23 protein-coding genes are annotated in these 26,235 nt (G+C 43.9%); 11 read left to right on the top strand and 12 right to left on the bottom strand.

The annotated features are described in order from the left end of the window. Positions 1-11: 11 nt before the first annotated feature. Together K5R16_RS00430 and K5R16_RS00425 are read right to left on the bottom strand one after the other, a co-directional pair. Positions 12-440, bottom strand: a complete 429-nt coding sequence (locus K5R16_RS00430) for a rhodanese-like domain-containing protein (RefSeq protein WP_220735577.1) — start codon at positions 438-440, stop codon at positions 12-14. Between the two features lie 72 nt (positions 441-512). Continuing rightward, positions 513-2,546 carry a cytochrome c3 family protein gene (locus K5R16_RS00425; RefSeq protein WP_220735576.1) on the bottom strand — a complete coding sequence of 678 codons (2,034 nt, stop codon included), beginning with the start codon at positions 2,544-2,546 and terminating at the stop codon, positions 513-515. A 604-nt stretch (positions 2,547-3,150) separates the two neighbouring features. On the opposite strand from K5R16_RS00425, the gene K5R16_RS00420 reads away from it, so the two are divergent. The 4 genes from K5R16_RS00420 to K5R16_RS00405 all read left to right on the top strand — a co-directional run bounded on the left by K5R16_RS00420 (position 3,151) and on the right by K5R16_RS00405 (position 8,118). Next, a complete protein-coding gene (locus K5R16_RS00420; RefSeq protein WP_220735575.1) occupies positions 3,151-5,142 on the top strand; it encodes a heme lyase CcmF/NrfE family subunit in 1,992 nt (663 codons plus the stop codon). Further along, a complete protein-coding gene (locus tag K5R16_RS00415; protein ID WP_259649728.1) occupies positions 5,139-5,615 on the top strand; it encodes a cytochrome c-type biogenesis protein in 477 nt (158 codons plus the stop codon). The genes K5R16_RS00420 and K5R16_RS00415 overlap by 4 nt, the downstream gene beginning before the upstream one ends. After that, positions 5,608-6,231 (top strand): TlpA disulfide reductase family protein, encoded by a 624-nt coding sequence (locus tag K5R16_RS00410; RefSeq protein WP_259649727.1) that lies wholly within the window; start codon positions 5,608-5,610, stop codon positions 6,229-6,231. The genes K5R16_RS00415 and K5R16_RS00410 overlap by 8 nt, the downstream gene beginning before the upstream one ends. Before the next feature lie 282 nt (positions 6,232-6,513). After that, positions 6,514-8,118, top strand: a complete 1,605-nt coding sequence (locus K5R16_RS00405; protein ID WP_220735839.1) for a winged helix-turn-helix domain-containing protein — start codon at positions 6,514-6,516, stop codon at positions 8,116-8,118. 61 nt (positions 8,119-8,179) lie between these two features. Here K5R16_RS00405 and nhaC read toward each other — a convergent pair whose 3' ends face one another. Next, positions 8,180-9,682, bottom strand: coding sequence for a Na+/H+ antiporter NhaC (nhaC, locus tag K5R16_RS00400; protein ID WP_220735574.1), 1,503 nt, complete (start codon positions 9,680-9,682; stop codon positions 8,180-8,182). A gap of 368 nt (positions 9,683-10,050) precedes the next feature. Between nhaC and K5R16_RS00395 the strand changes: the two genes are divergently transcribed. The 5 genes from K5R16_RS00395 (at position 10,051) to K5R16_RS00375 (ending at position 13,074) form a co-directional block, all read left to right on the top strand. Next, positions 10,051-10,284, top strand: coding sequence for a hypothetical protein (locus K5R16_RS00395; protein WP_220735573.1), 234 nt, complete (start codon positions 10,051-10,053; stop codon positions 10,282-10,284). Beyond that, a complete protein-coding gene (locus tag K5R16_RS00390; protein ID WP_220735572.1) occupies positions 10,285-10,578 on the top strand; it encodes a hypothetical protein in 294 nt (97 codons plus the stop codon). It begins immediately after the preceding gene. 132 nt (positions 10,579-10,710) lie between these two features. Continuing rightward, positions 10,711-11,289: a nucleoside triphosphate pyrophosphohydrolase family protein gene (locus K5R16_RS00385; protein ID WP_220735571.1), complete on the top strand. Its 579-nt coding sequence runs from the start codon at positions 10,711-10,713 to the stop codon at positions 11,287-11,289. Between the two features lie 701 nt (positions 11,290-11,990). Beyond that, complete coding sequence (locus K5R16_RS00380) at positions 11,991-12,368, top strand: SHOCT domain-containing protein (protein ID WP_220735570.1); 378 nt, start codon at positions 11,991-11,993, stop codon at positions 12,366-12,368. A 127-nt stretch (positions 12,369-12,495) separates the two neighbouring features. Continuing rightward, positions 12,496-13,074 carry a DUF6680 family protein gene (locus tag K5R16_RS00375; protein ID WP_220735569.1) on the top strand — a complete coding sequence of 193 codons (579 nt, stop codon included), beginning with the start codon at positions 12,496-12,498 and terminating at the stop codon, positions 13,072-13,074. Between the two features lie 468 nt (positions 13,075-13,542). Here K5R16_RS00375 and K5R16_RS00370 read toward each other — a convergent pair whose 3' ends face one another. Next, positions 13,543-14,592, bottom strand: a complete 1,050-nt coding sequence (locus K5R16_RS00370) for a hypothetical protein (RefSeq protein ID WP_220735568.1) — start codon at positions 14,590-14,592, stop codon at positions 13,543-13,545. 191 nt (positions 14,593-14,783) lie between these two features. Here K5R16_RS00370 and K5R16_RS00365 point away from each other — a divergent pair, with 191 nt between their 5' ends. Beyond that, positions 14,784-15,671 (top strand): alpha/beta hydrolase, encoded by an 888-nt coding sequence (locus K5R16_RS00365; protein WP_220735567.1) that lies wholly within the window; start codon positions 14,784-14,786, stop codon positions 15,669-15,671. Here K5R16_RS00365 and K5R16_RS00360 read toward each other — a convergent pair. From K5R16_RS00360 to K5R16_RS00345, 4 genes are all read right to left on the bottom strand, one after another. Then, positions 15,668-16,204 carry a hypothetical protein gene (locus tag K5R16_RS00360; RefSeq protein ID WP_220735566.1) on the bottom strand — a complete coding sequence of 179 codons (537 nt, stop codon included), beginning with the start codon at positions 16,202-16,204 and terminating at the stop codon, positions 15,668-15,670. The two genes, K5R16_RS00365 and K5R16_RS00360, sit on opposite strands and share 4 nt — an antisense overlap. 278 nt (positions 16,205-16,482) lie before the next feature. Beyond that, entirely contained in the window at positions 16,483-17,346 is an 864-nt protein-coding gene (gene ubiA / locus K5R16_RS00355) for a 4-hydroxybenzoate octaprenyltransferase (RefSeq protein WP_220735565.1), read from the bottom strand. Positions 17,347-17,453: 107 nt separating this feature from the next. Continuing rightward, complete coding sequence (gene uvrD / locus K5R16_RS00350) at positions 17,454-19,619, bottom strand: DNA helicase II (RefSeq protein ID WP_220735564.1); 2,166 nt, start codon at positions 19,617-19,619, stop codon at positions 17,454-17,456. Between the two features lie 234 nt (positions 19,620-19,853). After that, positions 19,854-20,204, bottom strand: a complete 351-nt coding sequence (locus tag K5R16_RS00345; RefSeq protein WP_220735563.1) for a RidA family protein — start codon at positions 20,202-20,204, stop codon at positions 19,854-19,856. Between the two features lie 487 nt (positions 20,205-20,691). On the opposite strand from K5R16_RS00345, the gene K5R16_RS00340 reads away from it, so the two are divergent. After that, on the top strand, positions 20,692-22,821 hold the full coding sequence (locus tag K5R16_RS00340; RefSeq protein WP_259649726.1) for a bifunctional diguanylate cyclase/phosphodiesterase: 2,130 nt from the start codon (positions 20,692-20,694) through the stop codon (positions 22,819-22,821). Here the strand turns inward: K5R16_RS00340 and K5R16_RS00335 are convergent. The 4 genes from K5R16_RS00335 to K5R16_RS00320 all read right to left on the bottom strand — a co-directional run bounded on the left by K5R16_RS00335 (position 22,805) and on the right by K5R16_RS00320 (position 26,106). After that, a complete protein-coding gene (locus tag K5R16_RS00335; protein WP_220735562.1) occupies positions 22,805-23,218 on the bottom strand; it encodes an NUDIX hydrolase in 414 nt (137 codons plus the stop codon). The genes K5R16_RS00340 and K5R16_RS00335 overlap by 17 nt on opposite strands. A 187-nt stretch (positions 23,219-23,405) precedes the next feature. Then, positions 23,406-24,347 carry an SPFH domain-containing protein gene (locus K5R16_RS00330; protein WP_220735561.1) on the bottom strand — a complete coding sequence of 314 codons (942 nt, stop codon included), beginning with the start codon at positions 24,345-24,347 and terminating at the stop codon, positions 23,406-23,408. Beyond that, the gene (locus K5R16_RS00325; RefSeq protein WP_220735560.1) at positions 24,347-25,276 is read right to left on the bottom strand and encodes a slipin family protein; all 930 of its coding nucleotides are present in this window, start codon (positions 25,274-25,276) and stop codon (positions 24,347-24,349) included. Before K5R16_RS00325 ends, K5R16_RS00330 begins: the two co-directional genes overlap by 1 nt. 350 nt (positions 25,277-25,626) lie before the next feature. Beyond that, positions 25,627-26,106, bottom strand: a complete 480-nt coding sequence (locus K5R16_RS00320) for an NfeD family protein (RefSeq protein ID WP_220735559.1) — start codon at positions 26,104-26,106, stop codon at positions 25,627-25,629. Positions 26,107-26,235: the final 129 nt, after the last annotated feature.

Below are 26,235 nucleotides of genomic sequence, written 5' to 3'. Positions count from 1 at the left end.
AGATCCATCTTCTATGGCTTTTCAGTCACACGGTTTGATAGTCGCCAGCCATATATTCCGTCTGGCATCTGCTTTACGTTGGTATAACCCAACTTCATCACAGCTCTTGCTGCAATCTCACTGGCATTACAGATACGGTTAGCGCAGTAGAAAACCATCGGTGTTTCTTTGTTTTCAGGTAGCAGTTTTTTCCAATCTTTAACATTGAAGTAGATGGCTCCAGGGATGAACCCCTCTGCCCATAACTCCAAAGTGTTAACATCAAAGAAAGTGACTCCACCTTGCTCTAATAACATCTGGGCTTCGCGCATGGTGATGGTATTTAGCTGGTGCTCATATCTTGGTGCTGGTGCCATTTCGCTACCGCCACCTGCTAAGCAGCTTGCCGAACTTGCGATCAATGTCAGTGTTACCAGTATTTGACCAAGTGCTTTTTTCATCTCATTCCTCTCTTAATACCTCGACACCTGCTGGTACTTAATCCGGTGTCGAGGTCATTAAAGACTTATCGCTTATTTAGCTTTGTAACCTGAACCATCAAGGATGTTCTGCGCTTGCGTAACATAAGTTAGCGCGGCATCTAGACGTTTCTGGCTATAACGGAAACCGTGTACCCCCCAAGAACCATCTTTCTTGATTAGCTCAACAGCCTCTTGCGCCTTCTCTGCGAGAAGTAGCACTTGAGTCTTGTCTTCCGTAGGAAGCTTGGTCACTTCAAGTAGTTGGTCAATACGCACTAGCGCTTGCTCAACTTGGCCGAAGACTTCCTTAATAGGCGTCTGCCATTTCATTACTTCGCCGTAGATTTCCATTTGGTCTTCATAGTGCAGGCCTGTTTCAAGCTCTGATTGGAACTGGCTATGACAACCTTTGTTTTCTACTACGTCATGATCTGAAATCGCGGTACGTGCACAAGACCACATTAAGTCGAGGTAAGTACGACCGTCTTCGTTCTTAGCAACAGTCCAACCCTTACCCGCTTTAGGTCCTTGGGTACGCGGCTCACCTTCTGGTGGGTTCAATGTCTTACGAACAGGGTCGACATCAATTTTCCACATGTGAGACTTACGTACTGCATCGAAACCAGCTTGGTCAGGGAACTGCATCGCTTTGAAGTTCTCACAGCTACCCATGTTAGGCATGTGACAGCTTTGACAAGTTTGTTCACTGTGAGTCTTAGTATTCTCCGCAATCAAAGTCTGTGCTGCGTGACAATCTTTACAGTCTTTTTTCAGCTTCGGCTTAGTGATACCAGACATCCAATCACCGTCAGTCACCTCATGCGGATCATGACAAGTAGTACAACGCATGCCTTTTTCGTAATGCTTAGAGCCGAACATCTGTGAACCTTCGGTACCACAAGATGGACATAGAGACTTCATTTTTACGCCGAACGCTAATTCAGGCTTGCCTTTTTCAGCAGCACTTTCAGTCATCGTTGGATCGTATTGGAAGCGTTGATGACAACGTTCACAGTTAGACTGCATGCCACCAGTACCGCCATCTAAGTGACCACCAGCGCCATGACACTCTTCACAAGCAATACCTTTAGAGATGGTATGTTCTTGCAGTTTCTTAGGATCGCCCAAGGCGTCAAAGAACTCTTGCTTGTCTTGGAAGTCAAACTTGAAGGTATGACAAATTTCACAGTAAGACGATGCAGGTTGGAATAGCATCTCTTTACGGTATTTAGCCCCGTAAGAGCTCATGCCTTTTTGATGAGAACCGGAGTCACCAAAGTCAGCTACAGTGAGTGGGAACTCTGGAATGACGTCGTTAATTTTCTTCGCCATATCGTCGGTTAACCACTCAGCCCAGCCGCGGGAGAACTGGTTAGCACCGGCAACCATTTTACCGGTACCGTCACGTAGTAAGCCGCCTTCAATGTGGTAAGTACCGCGTACTAGCCAAGCATCCATGAAGCCATATTTTGTACGAGGTGTACCAATAGTGGCGTAGATCATGTCTGGGGTGATACCGTCCGGCAAGATTGACGTATCTTTGGTGCCATACATGGTTTTTTCTATATCGTTATCCACTTCTGGATGTTCACCAGGGAAACGAACTGTTTGGGCATGGCGCGAACGTTTCCACTTCTCATATTGAGCAGCATGACATTCAGCACATTTTTCAGGACCAACAAAGTTGTTAGGGTAATCAAGAATAGACTTTGCCCCTAAACGGTATTGAATTGAACGAGGCTTACCATCTAACTTGCTATATTTCGGGCTATGTCCAGTATCAAAATACTCTTCACCACGGTCACTGATGTGGTAATCACCCACTAAGTTACCTGACTCTTGATATTTAAAGAGAGGGTGGTTTTCGAATAGAAAATCAAAAAGTTCACCCTCTTGGACAACGTAGTCTTGCAGTGTTTTAACACCGTTAACTTTCTCTGTGCCCTGGTAATCAGCAATCATTTCTTTAGCTGTCTTGCCCATTTCTGGTACGCTGTTGTATTTACCACCAGCAGCGTTCACATTAGCAATGGCACCAAAACAAAACAGCACGCTTAATGCTACCTTGTGTTTCCATCGTCTCATCATTCACTCCTACTTATCATCAGTATTATTCTTTGAATTTTGTTCTTACATATAACGCATCACATTTAATGTTTACTTTACCTAACCTATAAACAGCTTCACCGATTTGCTATTTATCCAGTTAAGCCTCCAGTAATAAATCAAATATGTTTTACAAAACCTAACCGTTCACCGAACGACTTAAACAACTGAGCAACCGCTATTCTCCTGATCCTTAATAGAAAAAACATGCGCTAGAGCACATAAAAAAACGCATTAGTTGTGATGAGTTATAAAAGACTTTTAGTCCTTTAGTAACAATAAGATAGGTTTCAGCATCGATAAGTTTTCAAGAATAAAAACGGTCATTTTTAGATCTAAAAAAAGCTAATGACCACCATTTAGATATTAAAAGTTGTAGTCATAGGATTGGCGATTATAGAGTTTGAGGAGCCTCTCATTAATCCATTTTTTTGTACCTTAGGATAAGAGCAAGTCAATAAACCCTAAATTTAAAAAATAGCAAAGCACCTCTTTATATATACATAACAAATAAACACAAGTAATTAAAATAGAATAGAACGTATTTATTTTACTGCATAAAATTTAATAAATAGGCACAGATATGATCCCAGAGATAGGCTTAATATTATTAATAATATCTTCTTCACTATCACTTATATTATCCATCGTAACGATTGCAGGTATTAAGTTAGATAGTGAATACCTATTGAGTTACACCAAGCCATTAGCAACATTAATGTGCTTTACTTTAATCACTGCAATAGCAGTACTCGCCTATTGTTTTCTCGTTAATGACTTCTCTGTTGCCTATGTCGCCAATAACTCAAACACTCAATTAGCAACCTTATATAAGGTAGCTGCAGTTTGGGGCTCACATGAAGGTTCAATGTTGTTCTGGGTGGTCTCGATAGCGGTTTGGGCAGCCTTTATCATTAATCGTGCTCCTAAGACCGAACAACACTTTCACCATAAACTTGTTGCCGTTGCCGCTTTACTCATTTTTGGTTTTTGCCTATTCCTACTTTTTACCTCTAGCCCTTTTGCGCGGTTACTGCCCGACATCCCCATTGAAGGCAGAGATCTCAATCCAATACTGCAAGACATTGGGCTTATTATTCATCCACCATTGCTGTTTCTTGGCTATGTCGGCTTAACCATCTGCTTTGCTGGCGCTATTGCCGCTTTACTGTGTGGTGGACTGAGTCAACAATATGCGCGCTACCTGCAACCGTGGGCTATTCTGGCTTGGGTATTTTTAACGGGTGGTAATGCGTTCGGCTCTTGGTGGGCTTACAACGAACTGGGTTGGGGTGGATGGTGGTTCTGGGATCCTGTAGAGAACGCTTCTTTTATTCCTTGGTTAGTGGCAACAGCCATGGTGCACTCTATATTACTGACCGCCAAACGTGGAATATTAGGTTACTGCAGTATTTTTCTCGCCATACTGGCATTTTCCTTAAGCCTACTTGGCAGTTTCTTAGTTCGCTCTGGCGTGGTGCAATCGGTACACGCTTTTGCCTCCGATCCAACCCGAGGTTTGTCGATACTCATCCTGTTGATTGTATTTTCAGGCTCTGCATTGGCGTTGTTTGCCCAGCGAGTCAAAGTAAAATCAACACCTCTTGGCTTCTCACTATTATCCAAAGAAAGTTTGATTCTATTTGGTAATATGCTGTTGGTCGTTGCAGCAATTTCAGTGCTACTAGGCACCTGCTATCCACTTATTTTTGAAGTCATTACCGGTCAAACTATTTCAGTGGGTGCGCCCTACTTCAACAGTATTTTTGTTCCTATTGCCGCGCTTATATTTTTACTAATGGGCTTTGCCCCCCTGCTAAAATGGCAATCCAGTAACAAACTAAAACTCGCGCTAATACTAGCAGCGATATGTTTGGCTATGGCACTCATTGCTACCCTAATAATGCAAGATAGCTTCAACATTTGGCTGTTACTTGGTCTGTTTTCAGCGCTGTGGATTATTAGCGCCACTGGCCTTGCGATAGTGCAACGAGTCGCTTTTCGAAAATATGAAGTCAACCGTGGCAACTGCAGCTCTTCATCAATCCGCTTTTACGCGATGTGTATTGCGCATCTGGGTGTGGCAGTGTCTGTTCTGGGCGCCACGCTAGTATCAAACTTTGAAACAGAAGAGCTACTGCGGATGGGGCCAGGCCAAGGTAAAACATTAAGCGGCTACAGCTTTATCTATGAAGAGACTCAAGCAGTAGAGCATCGCAGCTACAACGCGATTCAAGCACAGGTCAGAGTGGTAGATAGCCAAGATAATTTCATCACCTACCTTTACCCTCAGAGGCAAACCTTTAAAACCAATGGTATGCAGATGTCAGCTGCTGGGATTCACAGCGGTTTATTTGGTGACCTTTATGTCTCTATGGGGCAAAAACTGACTGATAGCAACAATCTCAATGACAACGAATACCTCATCAGGATCAGCTACAAACCGCTGGTAAACTGGATATGGTTAGGTGCACTGCTGATGATGTGTGGTGGACTAAGCACTGTTTTTATTACTACGCGCAACTCAGTCAATTCTAAAGTACAGCAACCACTGCGCACGGAGGTTTTGTCATGAAATCTCCTAAGCCTTGGTTCAATAATATGATCGCGGTAAAGCTGCTTATCACTGCAGTATTAGCAGTGCTACAGCTATTTATCTGTATCAGTGTATTTGCCCAAGAACACAGTGCACCGACCCACTATAGCGAACAACAAAAACAGGTCATTGGCTTTGAAATAGCTCGTGAACTGCGCTGCCCGATGGCGGTGAATCAAAACCTGTTCGACTCTCAAAGCCAAATCGCCAGTGAACTGAAAGGACAGATATTTTTAATGTTAGAAGAGGGACAATCAAAAGCGGCGATTATCGACTTTATGGTTGCCCGCTATGGCGACAAGATCCGCTATATGCCACCGCTAAATAGTAATACCGCAGTACTTTGGCTATTGCCGCTGGCACTTGTGATATTGGTGCTTATAGGCGGATTTATTTTTATTAGACCAGCACTTATTACCTCAAAGAACATTCAGGACACTTCACATGACTAAGTTAGGTATGCATAAAGGCTTTAATGCCAAACAGCGACTTCTCTCATCGATAGCTTTTATCAGCCTTAGTTTAGGTTTGGCTTTCTCTGCGCAGGCATCGGTGCCTAGCAACAAAGTTTACGATACCGGCGAGCCGATTGAAAAACCGATGATTATGTCGCGCTTTGTCGAGATGAGTGCAGCCAGACAAGTACCTGATGTTAGCTTTAGCGATACAAAAGGAGACTCAGTAAGCCTAAAACAATTTGATGGAAAAGTCGTACTTGTGAGCTTGTGGGCTACATGGTGCTCACCTTGTATAAAAGAGATCCCACAGATGGAAGCTATTCGCCAAGCCAATATCAATAATGACCTTATCGTACTGCCGATATCAATTGATGAAGAGAGCGATAAAGTGGCGGCATTCTTAGAACGTCACGACCTTGGTTACTACCAAACTTGGCTAGACCCTAAAATGAACATCGGTCAGGTAATGCCTGCTGATATCGTACCTGCCACCTACGTATTTGACGGTTCGGGCAACCTGATAGGCTTTTTGCGCGGTTACCTAGACTGGAGCGATAAAGAGATCCAACCTTACCTTGAGAAGCTCATCAACAAGTACGCAAAACGCTAACCCTTTTCCTCGCTATACTTTAGCTCGACGTATCTATAGAGCAGCCCCTTTGATGATAATCAAAGGGGCTTTTTTGTAGAATAGCCTCAGAACACTCGGTGAAAGGCTAAGTAAATCTTGGTGAAGGTTGGTGAAAGCAGTTGTCAGTTGGTGAAACATGGGTAAAGTAGACATTTAGCATCGGCTCAAGCGGCTTGAACTGATGCTAAGAGTCACCGCATTTAAGTTGTGAACATTCACCAAGATATGGCCTATTCACTGGGCTCGCTATAGGATGGCACTATCAATTATCGCTACCAATTTGCTGACTTTAAGTTAGATACCCAGCTTGGAACGCTTGTTCGCAATGACACAGAAGAGCTTAAACTGCCTTGGTTAAGCTATCAGCTACTTTGCACGCTATTAGAGGCGGCTCCCGCAATATTAAGCCAGCAGCAGCTACTAGAAAAAGTTTGGCCCAATACTGTTGTGGGCAACGAAACACTAAAGCAACGAGTCAAACTGCTTAGAAGAGCTTTAGAAGATGATGCTTCACAACCTAAATATATAGAAGCGATAAGAGGCCGTGGCTACCGTATGCTCGGCGAGGTCAATAAAACGCCGATTGCCGACACATCTTTAAGCGTCAAGTTAAGCTTAGCCAATGATAGCTATGTCAGCCCTAAAGCTGGCCACGGGTATCCTTTATTCTGGAAGGTTACTTCACTGGGGCTTGCCACTATCGTAGTGCTATTCGCCTGCATCGCCCTGCTTATCTCCTCTAGCCATAATATTCCCAAATCAGTCAGCGAGACCATGGCAGAGCAACAAGCCCAAGGTTTTGATAATGAGCTTTATCGTAAGGCGCTAGATTACTATCATCGCTATCGACAAGCAGATAACTTAAATGCCATAAAACTGTTCAAATCCGCCATAGAGATCAACCCTAATATGGCCAAAGCTTATGCAGGGCTATCAGATGCTTACAGCCAAGGGGTATTTCAGTTTAACGGTGACGATCATTGGCAACAGCTAGCCATAGATGCCGCCTATAAAGCGATAGCACTCGATCCCAATTTGGCTCAAGCTTATAAAGCGCTAGGACTGGCTTACTACAATAAGGGCTGGTTAACTAAAGCCGCCAATGCCAATCTAAAAGCGCTGCAAAAGCAAAGTGATTTTAGCGAAGCGATGTCAAATTTAGGCTTTATCTATCGTGAAATGGGGCAGTTACAACGGGCGTTGTATTGGAACAATAAAGCACTCGATAGAGATAACACCAACAGCGTTAGCATGGTTCACAAGGCACAAACCTTACTCGCACTTACTCAATACTCCCAAGCTAAAGAATGGCTCGACAAAGCATTGCTGCTGCAACCTGACTCAGTGCTTGGCAACACCACGCTTGGCCTTTGGCTGCTGCAACAGGGGCAATTAACTGCGGCGCAAAGTCACTTTAGCCAGTTGCTGTTATCCCATCCGCAGCAGTTCCAATATCACTATGGTCTGGCGCAAAGCTATTTATATCAACAGCACTTTGAATTGGCCGCTAAAACGATTGCCCCATACATTAACAGCAGCAACAACCACACCCGCCAACATGCTGAATTACTGCTTTATCTAAGCCAGCAAGATCTCGCTGCACCCTCACTGATTGAGCAGTACAAACTCCGGCTCACTAACGGTTCAGACAGAGCAGAAGATAGCTTGTCATTGGCGCTGATTTACGCCCATCAACAGCAAACTGATGATAGCTTGCGCTACCTGATCCAGGCGATTAATCAGGGCTTACTCAACGGCGAATTATTACTACGGCACCCAAGCTTTGATTACCTACACAATCAACATAGCTTTCAAGTGTTGCTCACCGAGATGAACAACCAAAGACAGTGGCAAATAGACAACTAAATCGCCATAAAAAAAGGCCGAATATTTTAAAATACTCGGTCTTATCTGACAGTCGAAATAGTTACGCGATGGCCTCTTCCAATTCAGGCTCTAAACGCTCAATCTTAAAATCATAATGAGCATAAGCGGCACTAATAAACGGGCACACTAAGTTAAAAAAGGCGTAGGGCAGATAGGCAATCGTCGCAACGCCAAGTGTGCTCGCCATATAAGCGCCACAAGTATTCCACGGGATCAGTGGGCTAGTAATAGTGGCTGAATCTTCCAATGCTCGGCTCAGGTTCACTGGCGCCAGACCGCGCTTGGCGTATTCCACTTTTAACATGCGTCCCGGCAATACGATGGCAATAAACTGATCGGCGGTGATCAAGTTAGCGCCAATACAGCTGGCTAAGGTAGTAATAATTAGGCTACCACTTGATTTAACCCCAACTAAAATGCCCTGCAGTATCCGTTTAAGTAGGCCTGTTACTTCCATGATGCCACCGAACGTCATTGCGCATAAGATCAGCCACACCGTATTAATCATACTGCTCATACCGCCGCGGCTTAATAAACTATCCAGTACTTCATCACCAGTGTTAGCGCTATAACCGTTAAACATGGCTATCCAAATGCCTTTCACCAATGCAACCACAGGTAATAGCGTGTCATCTTGTGCCAGTGCAACCACCCCATCAAACTGAAAGATTGCAGCGCAGATAGCACCAGCAATAGTGCCAATAATTACCGTTGGAAACGCCGGCATTCTCTTATATGCGAGGAACAATACCACCAACAATGGTAATAACAGGTGTAAGCCCGGTGCAAACTGGGCTTCTATCAAGGACAAGGTGGTTTCAAAGTTGCTGCTGTTGGTCGTCGCTTCACTGTTTAACCCTATGAACAAAAAGATAATCAGCGCAATAATAATACTCGGTACGGTAGTCCACACCATATGGCGAATATGAGAGAAAATATCAGTGCCCGCCACTGCAGGAGCTAAGTTAGTGGTATCTGACATTGGGGACATTTTGTCACCAAAGTAAGCGCCACTGATAATGGCACCGGCAGTAATTTCAACACTGAGCCCCATGGCTGATGCCACGCCCACTAATGCAATACCTAAGGTGCCCGCAACAGTCCAAGAGCTGCCGATACTGATGGCAACCACGGCACATAATAGGCAGCAAGCCGCATAGAAATATTCAGGATTGAGGATCAGCATGCCGTAGTAGATCATCGTCGGCACCGTACCAGCTAAAATCCAGGTACCAATTAGCGAGCCAACCGTAAACAGGATCAGTAAAGCACCGGTTGCCACGCCAATACTGCGTACAATCCCCTTCTCCATCTCGTTCCAGCTATAACCGTTTTTCCAGCCAATCACCAAAGCAATACACGCCGCCATGATCAATGCTATCTGGTTGGCACCATAAGAACTGTCAGATGAGAATAGGTACACCGCAGCGGTCAACATGATCACCAGCGCGATGATAGGCACCAGTGCATCGAATAACGAAGGTAACCTGTGTTGCGGCTTTTCTTCTGTAGGGGACGGACTCGGGTCATTATTTGAGGTCATACAACATCCTTTTATTATTGTTATCTTTTGCTATGTTATATCGCCTCTAAGACGGGCAACTGATTTAGCAAGCCGACAATCCTTACATAAATGCAACATCAGCGTCCAGCCAACTAGCTTCAGCCCCCCTTTCAGCAATACCTGCGTCCGCAGCAGAACAGACTAACCATTCAATCTAGCCACTCCGTGACAACTTATTATGCAAAAAATATAGTTTTTAAAGCTGGCAGACATATTTACAAAATAATTTCTAGAAACAGAAAAAAGTGGCTCAAGTTAAAAATTATCCTAACAAACCTGCATCTTCTTTCATTGTGCGGACAATTATTTTATGGTGAGCAGCATCATTCAGTAATAGTGCTGTCGCAATGCAAGTGTTTAATATCAGTCGCCTTACGACCGAAAAAGGTATCTTTAGAATCGCTGGCAAATTAACTATGAACATGCCAAATAGTACGGTTCAGCCCCCAATTCACATCACCTCATTAGAGATAATGGGCACCGATGGCTGGCAAGCATTAGATATCAGTGCAGATTCACTGCAGCCACTACTCAATGAACTGACCTCTCCAGTTATTGAGCACTTAAAAATAGAGAACTAAATGATGCCAAAAGCACATAACAAATTTTTAGTCAGCAGCATAAGTAAGCCTGCCACAGCAGCATGTCTGCTTGCTGCCATGTTATTGGTTACGCCAGCCTTAACGGGATGCAGTGTGCAACAAACTCAATCCGTTGCAGAACCTTTCATTACAGGTGCAGACAGGGCCCGTGAAGCGAGAGAAGAGCAAGATGCACACAATATTAATGGCCAGCAAAGCAGCAATAAAGATGTTGAAGTGGGTATTTTAACCACTATCATGGCATTTCTGTTTTCAGGGCATAATGAGGATTAACTGACTCATTCCAAGACCTTAAAATAACAACATAGGCTTGAGTCCATTCACTCATAGACCAAGCTTTCATTTTTAAGCTCATTTCTTTACTATGGCGTCAATTTTTGAATATTAGCGCCAAGGGCAATACCAATGAAACTATCCGCTTTAGATCAACCACTCTACGACCACCTTTACCGTGATATTAGAGAGTTTCGGGCAACCTTTGATTTGCCGATTGAAGATGAATCAACACTGGATGATAAAGCCGATACTCTGCACACATCCCTTGCTATCGAAGAGCTAACAGAGCTTGCAGAAGCCGACAGCCGAGTGGAACAAGCTGACGCGATTGTCGACTCCGTTTATGTATTAATGGGCCGCTTAGTGCACTTAGGTGCAACTCAACTGACCGACCGTGTTGAGATAAGCTACGTGATAGATCTACTTTTACATGTGGCTAAAAACCGTGAAATCGATTTTGTGACTTGCTGGGATGAAGTGCACTCAAGCAACATGAGCAAAGTATGCCGCAACGAGCAAGAGCTAGCAGAGACTATCGCGTTTTATGCCGAGCAAGGTGTAGAGATTGTTGGTAGCACAAAAGGTGATTTCATTATCGCTAAATGCGCTAAAGATGTTGATATGGCGGGTAAGATTGTTCGCCAAGGTAAGGTGCTTAAGTCGGTTTACTATCGTCCAGCGGATTTGGATAAGCTCGTTAAAGCTTAGTCTTCTTTTCGCTTTATTTGGGTTGTTTAGTTTTAGTTAGGTGATAATGCTTCGCCTACACTTCTAATGCATCAGACTGCGTCTGACTAAAGTCGTGGCGCTTCGCCCACACCCGAGCCAAGGAGGACTGCTCGTCCTTATCCTCCTTGCATCCACCATGACGCCCCTACGAAGTTGTTGCTCCTCATGCTCTAATAAAAATCGCCTAACGGCTCAGATGCGACATCCATGTCCCGCCGAGCCTGAACCATCATCCATGATGGTTCTACGGCATTTTCATCTCCGCACTTCGGCAACTCCGATGGGGAATCGGTGTGCTCTACAAGTTTTGTAACTCACTTTTGCCCCAAAATGATTTTCACTGGTAGAAGTTGTTAGTCGCGCAATTAAAGCTTCAGCCTTACAAAAGCTAATGTGGGACGCAAGATAAAAGACCTGCCCCCGAATTATCATATATGCCGCAGCCTAGTGACTTTTCTTCCTGCGTGAACATTGCACTTTATGCAATGATAGAGGTTCTTTGTTTCACTCAGGCAAAGAAACAGGGAGTCATTTCCTTATATGCTGCAACTCAATGTTTATACAGTAGTTTACTGTTAGTCTTGAGTGGTTGAAACCCTGGTGACTTGTTCTTATTAAGACCGTTCTTAATCGGAATTCAGCCTAATATACTGTTATAACACTAAAGGAGTTGGCAACTTATGCCTGCAATGAGTAAAGAAGAAATCAAGGAAATTATCGCAAGTTTTATCCCTGAATCGATTCAAAGTAATATTTTTGTAAAGTCACTATTAGCTGGGGCAACAGCTATAGGTATATTATTGGCGGTTCCTGCCTTTGCCCCCGCTGGTGTAGTCGGTGCTACGGGCTGGATTATTGTCTATGCGGTTACCGGAGGGACATTTACTGTTGAAGCAATATCTAAAGCTTGGAGTGCTTGGAAAAATACACCTGAAGCAGAACGTAAAGAAACAGATGAAAAATTAAAAGCTTTGAAGAAAATGGCTGACGAAGGCACAATCACAGAAGCAGAATATAAAAAAAGAGTCCAAGATATACTTGATAAAGTAATGTCGTAATCGTGTTATAACAAGTTGCTTAAAAGGAAAAATTACAATTGGCTGCGCTCGTGCCTCGCACATTTTAGCCAACCATAATTTTCCTCTTAGCAAAGCGTTATGTAGTTCATTGAGTTAAGGAGTTAACTTGGAATATAAAGAAATCATTATGGTTATTGCTGTCATCGCAGGACCAATTCTCGCAGTACAGGCTCAAAAGTACCTTGAAAGCATTAAAGAAAATAAAAGACGTAAAATGGGCTTGTTTCACACGTTAATGTCAACAAGGGCAAATAGGGTTTCACAAGCACACGTATCAGCACTTAACATGATTGATCTAGAGTTTTACGGAAAGACTCTATTTGGTAAACGATCGCAATCCGCTGGTGAAAAGAAAATAACCAATGCATGGAAAGTATATAACGACCATTTAAATGAAAAATTCACAAAAGATAGGTTAGGTGCTTGGGCTGATAAACGTGATGACCTTTTCACGGCGCTTTTATATGCAATGTCGCAACACTTAGGTTATGACTTTGATGAAGTTCAATTAAAAAGAGACTGCTATAAGCCTATGGCTCATGGTGACGTGGAAGCCGAACAACAAAAGATACGTGAAGGTATTGTTGCTGTATTGGATGGAAAAAAGTCAATTCCTATGGCTGTTACATATCTACCGCCATATCATCCTATTGAACCAGAAATGGCAGATGTAAAAAGCACATAACAAGTCGCTTAAAGTGGACAAAAACAGTTGGCTGTTTTCACTCGGTTCAACATTTTAGCCAACAATTTTTTGCTGCTTAATGCGGTGTTAGTGTTTCTTAAATGAAAAAGTGGGGTCAGTGTAAACTTTAATTCATACCCATACATTTGCTAATTCCACTACCCATTCTTAGACGCTTTGCACTAACGCGTTCCTGTCCATTAACGAGTCAAACTCATGGAACAGCCTGTGATTCATCTGAGTTGAGCTGTGCAAGCTTCTAAATCATGGATGATTTAGCAGAGCCTATAGGGATATATTCACGGCGGCTTGCAAAAGCTCAATGCAGCTGAATAACGTTTCAGCTGACATATATCACCTTCAATTAGGTGCTGACCTTTAGACTCTTCGTATTAGCTCATTCCAGCCTAAGCGAGCTAGAAGCAACCCAATTCCAGTCAACAGGTAAAACACTTTAGCGAGCTGCTTTCAGCCCGCTTTGGCAACTTCAATATTTGACAACTCAGCGTTCTCTGAGCGCAATAACTCAAGCTCAGCAGCTAAACCTTGTGGGTCACTCACGACTAATTTAAGCTTCTCTATCTGCTCGGGCAACTGACCGAGTGCACCAAAGTAAGTCTGCGGTTGGCTAAATTTAAGTTGTAAATTTGCGCTAGTACCACGACCTATGCTTAGTAGCTCTGAGTCTTGGGTTTGTTTGTGCCACTCACCAACTTCGACCTCTGCAATATCATTTATATCGATAGCCAAAAAGCCCCACATGCTGTTGTTAATGACCAGTTTATCCTGTTGGATATAAACAGAGTAATGGCGAGAAACTCGGTAGTTGGCAGTAATAAAAATAACCCCGTAAGCGATAATACTGGAGATGATAATCGCCACTAACTCACTCCACTGCGCCAGTAGTAGATACACCACGGTAGCAGAAGCAATCGTTGCGATTAACATCAGCAACCATGCCCAGGGCTTACCTGATAACAGCGCTATTGAATGATCACTCTCAACATGATTACGGGTAAACCAAGGGATGGCGTAGTACCAACTTGCAGGCTCTGACGCCAACACCAATGCTAAAGAGCGCTTCTTGTCATCTTCGTCTTGATACTTTTCAACAATATGAACTCTAGGGTCGCCTTTTAAACTACGCGCTTGCCAAAGTCCTTTAACAATACTGACCATCAAGTACAGCTCAATGACGAGCAATATGGCGATAATCGGGTACCTAAACCACATGATAAATTCAAAATAGCTGGCAATTTCGGCAGGAAAACTGAGTCTAGCCATCAAGCCACTTAGACTAAAAATAAGCAGCAACTTCCACGCTTTTTGTTGGCCTGCTTTGATTATCCACAACCAGTAGAAGATTGGCAAAATCACAAAGTAGAGACCTGCTACTGCGGCGAGTTTGAGCTCATCAATATCAGTTAATAAGGTGTCAGGAAGAGTGTTGAACCCTAACACATAGCTGATAATGGCCAGTGCTAAAAAGCTTATCCTGAATTTTACGCTGCGCCGCATATTGGCTCCCTGCGATTATTATGATTATTGTTCCTGTTCAACGGTTCACTTAACGTACGCATATATCGCGTTAATTGAAAGTGAAGCCCGCAGACAACCACAACTTAAGTGTAAACTAATGTTAATACTACCAAATCCGATACATTGCGCGTATGTTTAGCCGTTCATAGTCATTCTTCAGGAGCAGTCGTTTGCTTAAGTCACTCTCCCGCTCAGGTTCTTTATTGGCTCTCATTAGCTTGCTATCGCTATCGGCATTAACAAGCGCCAGCGCTGACAATAATACTGCGTTTACCATTCCTCGAACCCAAACCGTGGCACTCCAAGATAGCGATAGAAGCTATGAGCTCTATATTAAGTTACCTAAAGGCTATAGCGCAGAGCGCAATAAGGCTAAACACTATCCCGTTATTTATATTACCGACGCTATGTATGCCTTTCAAATTGTCTCTGGTGCCACTCGCTTTCCAATGAACTCGAATAAAATGCAGCAGGCGATATTAGTTGGGATCTCATGGCAAAATGGCCTTCGCGGCGACAAGAGCCGAGTGCGAGACTTTACTCCAAGCATTGATAACAGTTGGAAAAAACAGACTGGTGGTGCCGATAGGCATATTGCCTTTCTACAGCACGAAATATTGCCCTATATGCAGCAGCATTTCAGAACAGAGCCTAAACAACGCACTTTTGTTGGTAACTCTTTAGGTGGGTTGTTAGGCGGTTATATTCTGCTTAAAAATCCTGAGTTGTTCCGCAACTATGTGCTCGGCAGTCCCTCTTTCTGGTGGGATAAACAGATGATATTTGAGGTGATTAAGCAGCAAAAAAAGACCTTGAGCAACATAAAAGCCAATGTCTTTATTGGGATTGGCGCATTAGAACATAATCGCGATGGCGGCTTTTCAAACTTTGATATGGTCGCTGATGCGCAGCAGTTTAAAACAATGCTCGACAGCATTAATAGCAAATTGTTGATTATCGACCAAGCGAGCCATGAAACGGCTTTTCCGACGAGTGCTATACAGGGGCTTTATTGGTTGTTTAACCTTAACAATGGCGTCAGCGAAAAAGTCAGTTAGGCTGCTTCAGTGCCAAGCTGCTCAATGCGCAGAATACATGGGGTTCTAATCTTTACGGTATCGCTGTTATGTTCGATTTCATGTTCATACCAATGTATGTATAAACGTAGCTGGGCATTGTCATCGAACTCATTACTGTTATAAAAACTGCGATAGCAGCGAGTATGCTCAAGATACCCAGCGTGATACAGCTTTAATATGCGCCCTCCAATATGGATCTCTCGAAAGTCGACGCCGTGAGCTGAATTGTGGGGAAAATGATAGCGCCCGTAACGATAACTGCCATCGAGCACCTCGATGTTCTGCCCTTTTGTTAACAACGAACTTAACTGCAGCGCGTCGACACGGCTTGTAAGGCACACACCACTAACGACAACGCAGCTCAATACCGCTGCAGTCCAACGTAAAGCCCCTTGAGGCTTAAATAAACAAACACAAATCCAAATAACCAAGATAAGAATGGCGACCATCAACAGTGCTAATTCATAGTCGGCCCATTGGCTCGAATCGAAGCTCGTTACCCAATACGACATACGCTCTCCTCCATGCAAACAATTCCTTTTGTTTGTTGCCATAGTCTCGATGAGGTAACGCTTTAAGTGGTTAGTAAAATGATGACCAAATGGCCTATGTAGGTTACCCGTGACACATTAAGTATAGACAGTTCTGCAATTATTCAAGCAAGGTTGGGCAGAGCAAAGCCCATTTGTCAGTGCGGCAGCGAGCCATAAAAAAACGCCTTCAGATGGAAGGCGTTTATAATGATGAACTTATCAGTACCTCAGTGAGGCAGAGGTAATTGGTACTACAATTAAAAAACTAAATAATCTAATCCAAGCGCAATAAACAGTGCCATGCCAGCCCAGTTATTATTCAAAAAGGCTTTAAAGCAAGGCGCTCTTTCGCGGCCAAAAATCAGTTTTTGCTGATAAAGAGCAAAACCAATAAAGGTTAAGATCCCTAAGCCGTAGATCTCACCACGATTAGCGATAAAACCAGCAATAATAAAGCAGCACAGTGCGGCGAATTGAAAGGCTGCAATGATCTGTCGGTCATATTTACCAAATAAAATAGCCGTCGATTTAATGCCTACTTTGAGGTCATCATCACGATCAACCATGGCGTACATGGTGTCGTAAGCAACTGTCCAACACCAGTTCGCAGCAAATAACCACCAAGCTTCAGCCGGAACGCTACCCGTTTGTGCTGCATAGGCCATTGGAATCGACCAGCTCCAAACCGTACCAAGGAACATCTGCGGCATATTGGTATAGCGCTTGGTAAACGGATAGATGATAGTAAGAATGATGCCAACCACTGACAGCTTAACCACTAGCGGATTGAGTAATAACACCAAGCAAAATGCAAACAGTGCCATAACCACAAACAACATTAGTGCTTCTTTGCTGCTGATTTCGCCACTGGCTAATGGTCGAGATTGAGTACGTTCAACATGTGCATCGAGGTCGCGGTCAGCGTAGTCATTAATAACACAGCCACAAGCACGCATTACAACCACACCAATGACAAAAATGACCAGAACCTTAATGTCTGGCATCCCACCAGCGGCAAACCATAATGCCATTAAACAAGGCCACATTAACAACAAGGTGCCAATAGGACGGTCCATGCGTGTTAGTCGCAGGTAGACATCCAATTTATCCCTTAAATTCATTTTATTAGGCTCTCCTAAAACGTCTTCGGCCTTTAATTAATACCCGCATTATGACTGAGCTGAATCAGTATTCAACTGCTATCGTCAATCCGTTGGAAATAGCGCTGCTATAGCTTCTCTAGCCGAGCATAAGCGATCACTAACCACTTGCTGCCGACATCATAAAAGTTAACCTGAATTCTTGCCTGTGGGCCACTGCCTTCGTAATTGGTAACAGTGCCCTCTCCAAATTTTGGATGACTCACTTTTTGGCCAATTTTGAAACCCGATTCGTTAAAAGAGCTGTCCTGTTTGCTAAAGCGAGTGCTTACTGCTGGCGCCGACACTTGGGTGCGCATGCGGATCTCTTGCACAAATTGCTCAGGGATCTCTTTCACAAAACGTGACGGCCTCGCAAAGCTTTCTCGGCCATAAATACGGCGAGACTCGGCATAGGTAATGTAGAGCTGCTGCATCGCTCGGGTCATACCGACATAACAAAGACGTCGTTCTTCATCGAGGCGGTCACCTTCATCGATTGCCATCTGGCTTGGGAACAATCCCTCTTCAACCCCCGCCATAAAGACCATGGGGAATTCAAGACCTTTGGCTGAGTGTAATGTCATCAGCTGCACCGCATCGGTAAACTCATCGGCTTGGCCTTCACCTGCTTCCAATGCTGCGTGCGATAAGAAAGCATTGAGCTCGCCCATATCTTCAAGCTCTTCAGGCACAACAAAGCTGCGGGCAGCGGTAACCAGTTCTTCTAAGTTTTCCACGCGCGCTCTAGCCTTCTCGCCCTTTTCAGTTTCATACATCAACTTAAGGCCAGACGCTTGGATCACATGATCGGTACGTCTGTGCAGCGACTGCTCTTCAGTATCGACTCTTAGCGCGACAATTAAGTCCATAAAACCACGTACCGCATTGGCCGCACGGCCGCTAAGTACTTTCTCTTCTAGTAAACGTACACAGGCATCCCACAGGGTGAGCTCTTGCTGACGCGCTGTGGTGCGCATTATCTCTAAGGTTCTACCGCCAATACCACGCGCAGGTGTATTCACCACACGCTCAAAAGCGGCGTCATCATTTTTATTACTGATGAGCCTTAGGTAACCCATGGCATCTTTAATCTCTTGGCGCTCGAAGAATCGTAGACCGCCATAGATGCGGTAAGCGATCCCTTTGTGCAGCAGGGCTTCTTCTAACACGCGTGATTGGGCGTTTGAGCGGTATAAAATGGCGCAGTCTTCTAACTTGCCACCTTCATCTTGCCAATCGTTAATTCGCCCCACAATAAAGCGGGCTTCATCCATTTCATTAAACGCACAATAAAGCCCAATAGGCTCGCCGTCTTTATCATCGGTCCACAGCTTTTTACCCATGCGATCTGGGTTGTTAGCGATCAGTTCGTTAGAGGCATTAAGAATATTGGCAGTTGAACGGTAGTTCTGCTCTAAGCGAATTGTTTGTGCCGTTGGGAAATCCCCTAAGAACTTGTGTAGGTTTTCAACCTGGGCGCCACGCCATCCGTAAATAGATTGATCATCATCACCCACTATCATTACGTTAGCTGTTGAGCCCGCGAGTACACGGATCCAAGCATATTGAATGGCGTTGGTATCTTGAAACTCGTCCACCAAGATATGCTTAAATCGATCTTGATAGTGATCTAAGATATGCGGCTTGTTAAGCCACAGTTCGTGGGCGCGCAGTAAGATTTCGGCAAAATCGACCAGACCCGCTCGGTCGCAAGAGTCTTGGTAAACCTGATAAATTTTTAGCAGGTTTTGCTCAATTGGAAAACCACCAGCGTCAATATGCGCAGGTCGTAGGCCGAGATCTTTCTTACCGTTGATATAGCCTTGAGCATGCCTTGGCGGATACTGTTTTTCATCCAGATTAAGACTCTTAAGAATGCGTTTAATCAGTCGTAGCTGATCATCCGAATCTAAGATTTGGAAGCTTTGTGGCAGATTGGCATCTTTATAATGAGTGCGCAGTAATCGGTGAGCTAAACCGTGGAATGTACCAATCCACATACGGCTCATATTACCGCCAGCCACTTTCTCGACGCGCTCACGCATCTCTTTAGCTGCTTTATTGGTAAAAGTTACCGCTAAAATAGCGTAAGGACTTTGCTGTTCGACCTGCATTAGCCAAGCGATTCGGTGTGTTAGCACTCGAGTTTTACCACTACCCGCTCCAGCCAACACTAACATGCTAGATTGCGGCGCGCCTACGGCTTCACGCTGCTTGTCATTTAGGCCGTCTAGTAAAGAAGATACGTCCATTATTGCCTCCAAGAAAATCAAGCAGGCAGTATATACCCAAGCCACGTGAATGTGCAGGTTTCAGAGGCAATTCTTTATATAAACGAAGTTGCTACCGAGGAAGACTTTTTGCAAGTTCTCTGCGTTGTCGCCACGGCTAGGAAGGGAATAACAACCGCTATTATCTTAACGACAGAAAGCTTAGAGGATCGCTGAGATGGCTGGTTATCGCGGTGCCATCTCAGCACTTGCTGATTACTTCTCTGCAGCAACCACTGAAATTTCGACTAGCAGTGCTTCGCGAGCCATTTTTGCAGCTACACATGCTCTCGCCGGCGCATGACCTTCAGGCACCCAAGCATCCCAAACGGCATTCATTTCGGCAAAGTACTGCATATCTTTTACGTAAATCGTCGCCGATAAGATGTGCTCTCTATCGCTACCCGCTTGCGCAAGCAACGCATCGACTTTTTCCAGCATAGAGCTTGTCTGTTCAATAATCCCTTGTTCAGCATCCTTACAAACTTGGCCGCACAGATAGATAGTACCGTTATGCTTCACGATACGACTCATTCGACTACCTGTTTCAATTCTTTCAATACTCATATTCAACTCATACTCATTTATTGGCGATTAGGCTCTGATCAATTTAGTGGATTCTATCGAAAAGGTGCAAATTAACCAGTGAAAAATACTTATCATTCAGATAGATATTTTATCGCTAAATTGCTTGTTTCCTGTTTAACAAATTAGATCCTATACTTATTCAGGCAAGACAAGCGATCACGGACTGATTTCTTATATTTTAAAGGATTAAAATGACCTCTACAGCAAATTTCAACCACAACTCCCACACGTTCATATTTAGACACCTAGATAAGTGTTATCCCTTACTAGACATTACTTTATGCATTTCACGATTTTTACCTGCCAAAAAGTCCTCTAGCGATGGAGCTTCAGGGCGGTTTGGCGATTTCGTTGATTATCTCAAAGCAAAGCTGTTTTTCAGAAAACGGCGATAGCACTGCAACATCTCTCTTGAATTATCAGCAAGAGCGGTGCTGTTTTTACAACTCAAGGTTAGGAAATGCGTATGCTAACAATGAAACGACACACACTTAAGCCATGGCAGCTAACACTTTCATTCATCAGCGTGATATCCCTTTGTTTAGTGATCTATCTATATATCGCTAAACCCTCTTTAGACATGACGCTTGTATTTGTCGTCAGCCTGTTTTGCTTAGCCAATGTCGCAGTGTTAAGCGTCAGCTTATACCAACTATTGTCGATAGCACCGCGAGTTCGCCATCTAACAAATTGTGTAAGGCGTTGGTCAAATGGCGATCTTAATACGCGCAATAAAATTGGTGATTATGGGGAATTAAGCGATCTAGAGGTTGAACTCAACCATATGTTTAGTCGCCTGCAAGAGATCTCAGCTAAGGAGCACAATAATCAACAAACTATCCTTGGCAAGAACCATCTTCTAACTGCTATTTTGGACTCTGCTGCTGCAGCCATTTATGGTGTCGACGAAAATGGGCGCTGCATTTTTGCTAACCCCCAGTGTGTGAAACTGCTTGGCTATCGTAGCGAAGAACAGCTTATCGCTTGCAACATGCGCAGTCTAATTCACCAAAATCCTGACGATGTTAACGCTATTGTCAGTTCAATTATCGAGCAAGATAATAAGCGAGATGAAAATCTCAAAGAGGATCATTTCTGGCGAGCTGATGGCAGTAGTTTTCCGGTCGAGTATTGGTCACATCCAATGACCTTAAACGATAACAAAATGGGGGCGGTGATCTCCTTTCACGATAATAGTGAACGGTTAGAGTCAGAAGCGTTAATTCGCCACCAAGCACATTATGACGCGCTAACGGATCTCCCTAACCGCTTCCTCGCACTAAGACGACTAGAGCAGTTGGTCGATGCCTCTGAGCGCAGTGGTAAAATGCTGGCTGTGATCTTTTTAGACTTAGATGACTTTAAGAAAATTAATGATTCATTAGGGCATGAAGCTGGTGATCAGCTACTGATCACTGCCGCCGACCGTCTTATGAAAGCCACCCGTAAAGAAGATACCGTTGGTCGCTTAGGTGGCGATGAATTTATCATTCTTCTCGATGGCCTCTCCAGTGCCAATGATGCGCAGCCCTTGGCTGAAAACCTTATTGGTGGTTTTAGAAAGCCCTTCTACATCGATAATCGACAGTTAATTCTAACCGCTAGTATTGGTATCGCTATTTACCCTAACGACGGCAAAACGCCGTCAGAATTGCTGCGAAATGCCGATTCCGCCATGTACCACACTAAGAGTATTGGTCGTAATACCTACTCCTACTTCACCCATGCAATGAATAAAGAAGTATCTCGTCGCTTAGCGATTGAGGAGCAGATCCACGGCGCGCTTGAACGAGGCGAACTGCAAGTTCATTATCAAATTCAGCTCGATATTCGCGATGGCAGCATAATGGGGGCTGAAGCGCTACTGAGGTGGAATAATCCAGTGTTAGGAAATGTCTCTCCAGCAGAGTTTATTCCGATTGCTGAGCAAACGGGAGTGATTGAACCAATGGGAGAATTTATTCTGCATCGTGCACTTGAAACCGCTCATACTTGGCAGCAGACCTTTAATGATGATTTTAGAATCGCTATCAACCTGTCACCAAGACAGTTTAGAAACCCAAACCTTGTTCAACTAATCAATGACAGTGTTAATCAGTTAGGCATGCAACCTAAAGATCTGGAACTCGAAATAACTGAAGGCGTATTGCTCAGTGGCCATGCTTATACGCTTGATGCTTTAATGGCGCTGAGTGAAGCTGGCTTCTGTATCTCGATGGATGATTTTGGTACTGGCTATTCATCGCTGAGTTACCTGCGTACTTATCCATTCCAGATCTTGAAAATTGATCGTAGCTTTATTAAAGATATGAACAACGACGATACCAGCAAAGAGCTGATTATTGCCACCATAGAGATGGCGCATGCACTCGGGATTAGAGTGATTGCAGAAGGCGTTGAAACCCAAGAGCAGTTCGACGAATTAAGCTTTATGATGTGTGACTACGCCCAAGGCTTTTTGATCAGTAAACCTGTGGTACTCGATGACCTATTAAAGATAGGTGAACACTATATGAAAAGCACTCAAGGGCAAGTAACAGCGTCTATTGAAGATAAGGCTATAGCAGAGGATAAACCCGTTAAAACTTACGGCTAACCGCAGCGCCGCTATATTCAAGGCAATCACATACTCTCACTTTCTGCACCGCAGAAAGTGCAGAGATTGCTACGAACCGGTACTCTGAGTGCTCATCACTCAAGATGATTAGCGCTGATTCATCCATTTCACAGCGAAAGATAAATGCTTGAGAGTCATAAGCGCTGTGGTAATAAACGCCAGACAGATATTGAACATTGATGCTCAAACCAAGCTCTTCTCGGCATTCCCTAATAAGCGCTTGATGGATAGTCTCCCCAGGCTCTAACGCACCACCTGGCAGTCCCCATGAGTAAGCACCATAGGTTGCTTTCAACAGTAGAACCTCCATCTCATCCACGCCCTCTCGCAGTATCACCGCGTGACAACTCAATCTAAACTTGTCGTTGAATGCCATACTTGCTCCTATTATCAATAGCTTATACTAATTGCATTAACAGTTTGACCATTTAGCGCGTTTTGACAATTTTTTACCTCAGCCACACTACGTGAGCGACAAATAGCGAACAACAAAAATGCTGGATTCCTATTGAAACCCAGCATTTTAATTTGTGGCGTATTTAGTTCATCTAAACCACTGAGAACTACTTTTTAGTCTTGGATTCTTCTAACCCGATGCTATTCATCCAATGGTCAAAGTCCATCATGTTGCCCGGCAAGACCACTTTACTCTTACTTGAACTCAGCCCATCCATCTGCTTAAGATATTGAGCGCCAAGCTGCATACGCACCACATTCTTACCACCTGGAGCTGCAATCACTGCCGCCATCCGCTCAATCGATTCAGCGGTAGCACGAGCAATCGTTAATATCTCCTCGCCCTTACCTTCCGCTTCGTTGATGCGGCGCTGCATTTCACCTTCAGAGTGGTTAATGGTTTCAGCTTTTACACCTTCAGAGCGATTAATCTTACTTTGCTTGTCGCCTTCACTCTTAGCCAACAGTGCACGCTTTTCGCGCTCGGCATTGACCTGCATCTCCATGGCATTTTTAACCGTTTCTGGTGGAGTGATGTTCTTAATTTCGTAACGATGAACTCGGATCCCCCACATAGCACCAGCTTGATCAAGTACTTCAACCACCTTGGCACTAATGACATCTCGCTCTTCAAAGGTACGATCGAGATCAAGGGTACCAATCACCGAGCGGGTGGTCGTTTGCGCTAACTGAATCGCAGCGAAACGATAATCAACCACACCGTAACTCGCTTTTACTGGATCCGTCACTGAAATATAGATAACACCATCAACTTCGACGTTAACCTCGTCACAAGAGAAACACTCTTGCGGTGGCACATCAATAGTTTCTTCCTTTAAGTCGTGGATATAAGAAACTTTATCTACAAACGGTACTAAAGCATGAAAACCAGCATCTAAGGTTGAATGGTACTTACCAAGACGCTCAACAATGTAAGCCGATTTAGTCGGCACCAAGCGAATTGATTGAAATAGCTTAACCACGAAGATGGCAAAGATAAGTCCCCAAATCGCCATTACAATCAGATCAGTATTAATTCCTGCAAACATTAGCGTGCTCCTTTCACTGAATTAGCAGACACAGCATGAGTGACTTGCTCCATACCTTCAAAAAAACCTTCCAGTTTGGCTAGCTCAGCAGGCACAATTGACACATCGGCCTCATCGAGAATTTTACCAATTTGGCTTATAAACTGCTCTTTCAGTTGCATGTTCATCGCTTCATTACCGCCCTCTTGTGCAAGTGCAGTCGAGACTAACTCCATCCCTTCGGTCTTCGCTTTGGCAATAATGGTGATCTCTGCTGCCGTACCTTTTGCTTCATTTATACGGCGCTGCTTTTCACCCTCTGACAGGTTAATTGCTTCCTGACGTTCACCTTGCGAAAGGTTAATCATCGCGGCTTTCTCAGCATTAGCTAGCGTAATTTCAGCACGTTTACTACGCTCAGCTTCCATCTGCTTCTCAAGTGTGTGGATAACCTTTCGAGACGGAGTGATATTCTTTATCTCGTAACGGAGCACTTTTATACCCCATGGATCTGAAGCCTTATCAATCTCACGCACAATAGATTCATTTAGGCTATCTCGCTCGGAGAAAGTTTGGCTTAGGCTTAATTTACCAATCTCAGAGCGCATGGTTGTTTGTGCAAGGTTAACCGCAGCAAGACGATAGTCCTCAATACCATAACTGGCTAACTTACCGTCCATCACCTTAAGGTAAACTAAACCATCAACTTCAAGCTGGGTGTTATCTTTTGAAATACAACTTTGCGGCGGCACATCGAGTACCTGCTCGCGGATCTCATGCTTGTAAGCAACACGATCAAAAAATGGGATTAGAAAATGAAACCCTGGCTGCAGGACAACTCGGAATTTCCCTAAACGCTCAATCACATTGACTTCGCGCATTGGCACAATAAGTAGCAACTTATAGAGGATGAAAAAAACAAATAGAACAAATATTGTAAATATAAACATGTATAGATTCCTTCCCAACAGAAAAACAGTGTAATACCAATCGGCATAAGTAGTTGGTCTACTCAGAGTGTTTTTTGGCGAACTAATTCAAGGCGGATAATTGACAGAATGGTTGTTCCCTTTTGCCTTTATCCAACACCGAAGTAGGAAGCCAAAAACACTCCTTACAGGCGAGTTTTAGCGGCTCTGATACTGCGTTAATGAGCTTGAACGTAGAATAACTATGTACTTCACTCACTGCAAACCACATGGATGTGGTGAATGTCATTAATGCAGGAGCATTTAATGACCTTGCTTCAAAACCGCTAAACTCTCGCTGAGCGACCAAATTTTTATACCGATTGGTATAACTAGGTATTTGTTAAGTTTTCAGCTTGCTCAACTAACGGCTCGACAACTAAGGCGATATTGTCTCGACAGATAACTCTGACTTGGCTACCGACAGCGATTTCAGTGCCATCACCGAGTGCTGGCCATTCACTTCCCTGAAATTCAATACGACCCGTTTTTTGTGCCGGACCGATTGTTTGCTTGACGATGGCAGATTGATTAAAGAGTTCTAACTCTTCATCGGTATTATCCACGTGGGCATCACCACCAACAAGCTTTTGCGTTACCTGCCTAAATAGCAGTAAAAGCACCATGGAAGCGATAAACCACAACGTAAGGCTTTGAACAATACCTTCAACTAAACCAGTCGCTAATGCTCCAGCTACTACCAAACAAGCTGCACCGAGAAGAATCACAATACCACCTGGTAAAATAATCTCCGCTAACATCAGAAATAGGCCGATTACAGCCCAGATCAAGATAGGATTTGATAACTCCATATTTCCCCCTGAAATGAAAGAGTCCAGACAGTCACTATATCAGCTGTTTGTTTTTTTTGCGACATATTATGTCAAACAAGCTATAAAGAACACGCTACCTGAGGTCTATGAATCATTTATTAATCGAAC

Origin of the sequence: Shewanella sp. c952, assembly GCF_019654975.1 — a bacterium.
In the GTDB taxonomy this organism is placed as follows: Bacteria; Pseudomonadota; Gammaproteobacteria; order Enterobacterales; family Shewanellaceae; genus Shewanella.
This window is presented reverse-complemented; position numbering and strand designations above follow the sequence as displayed.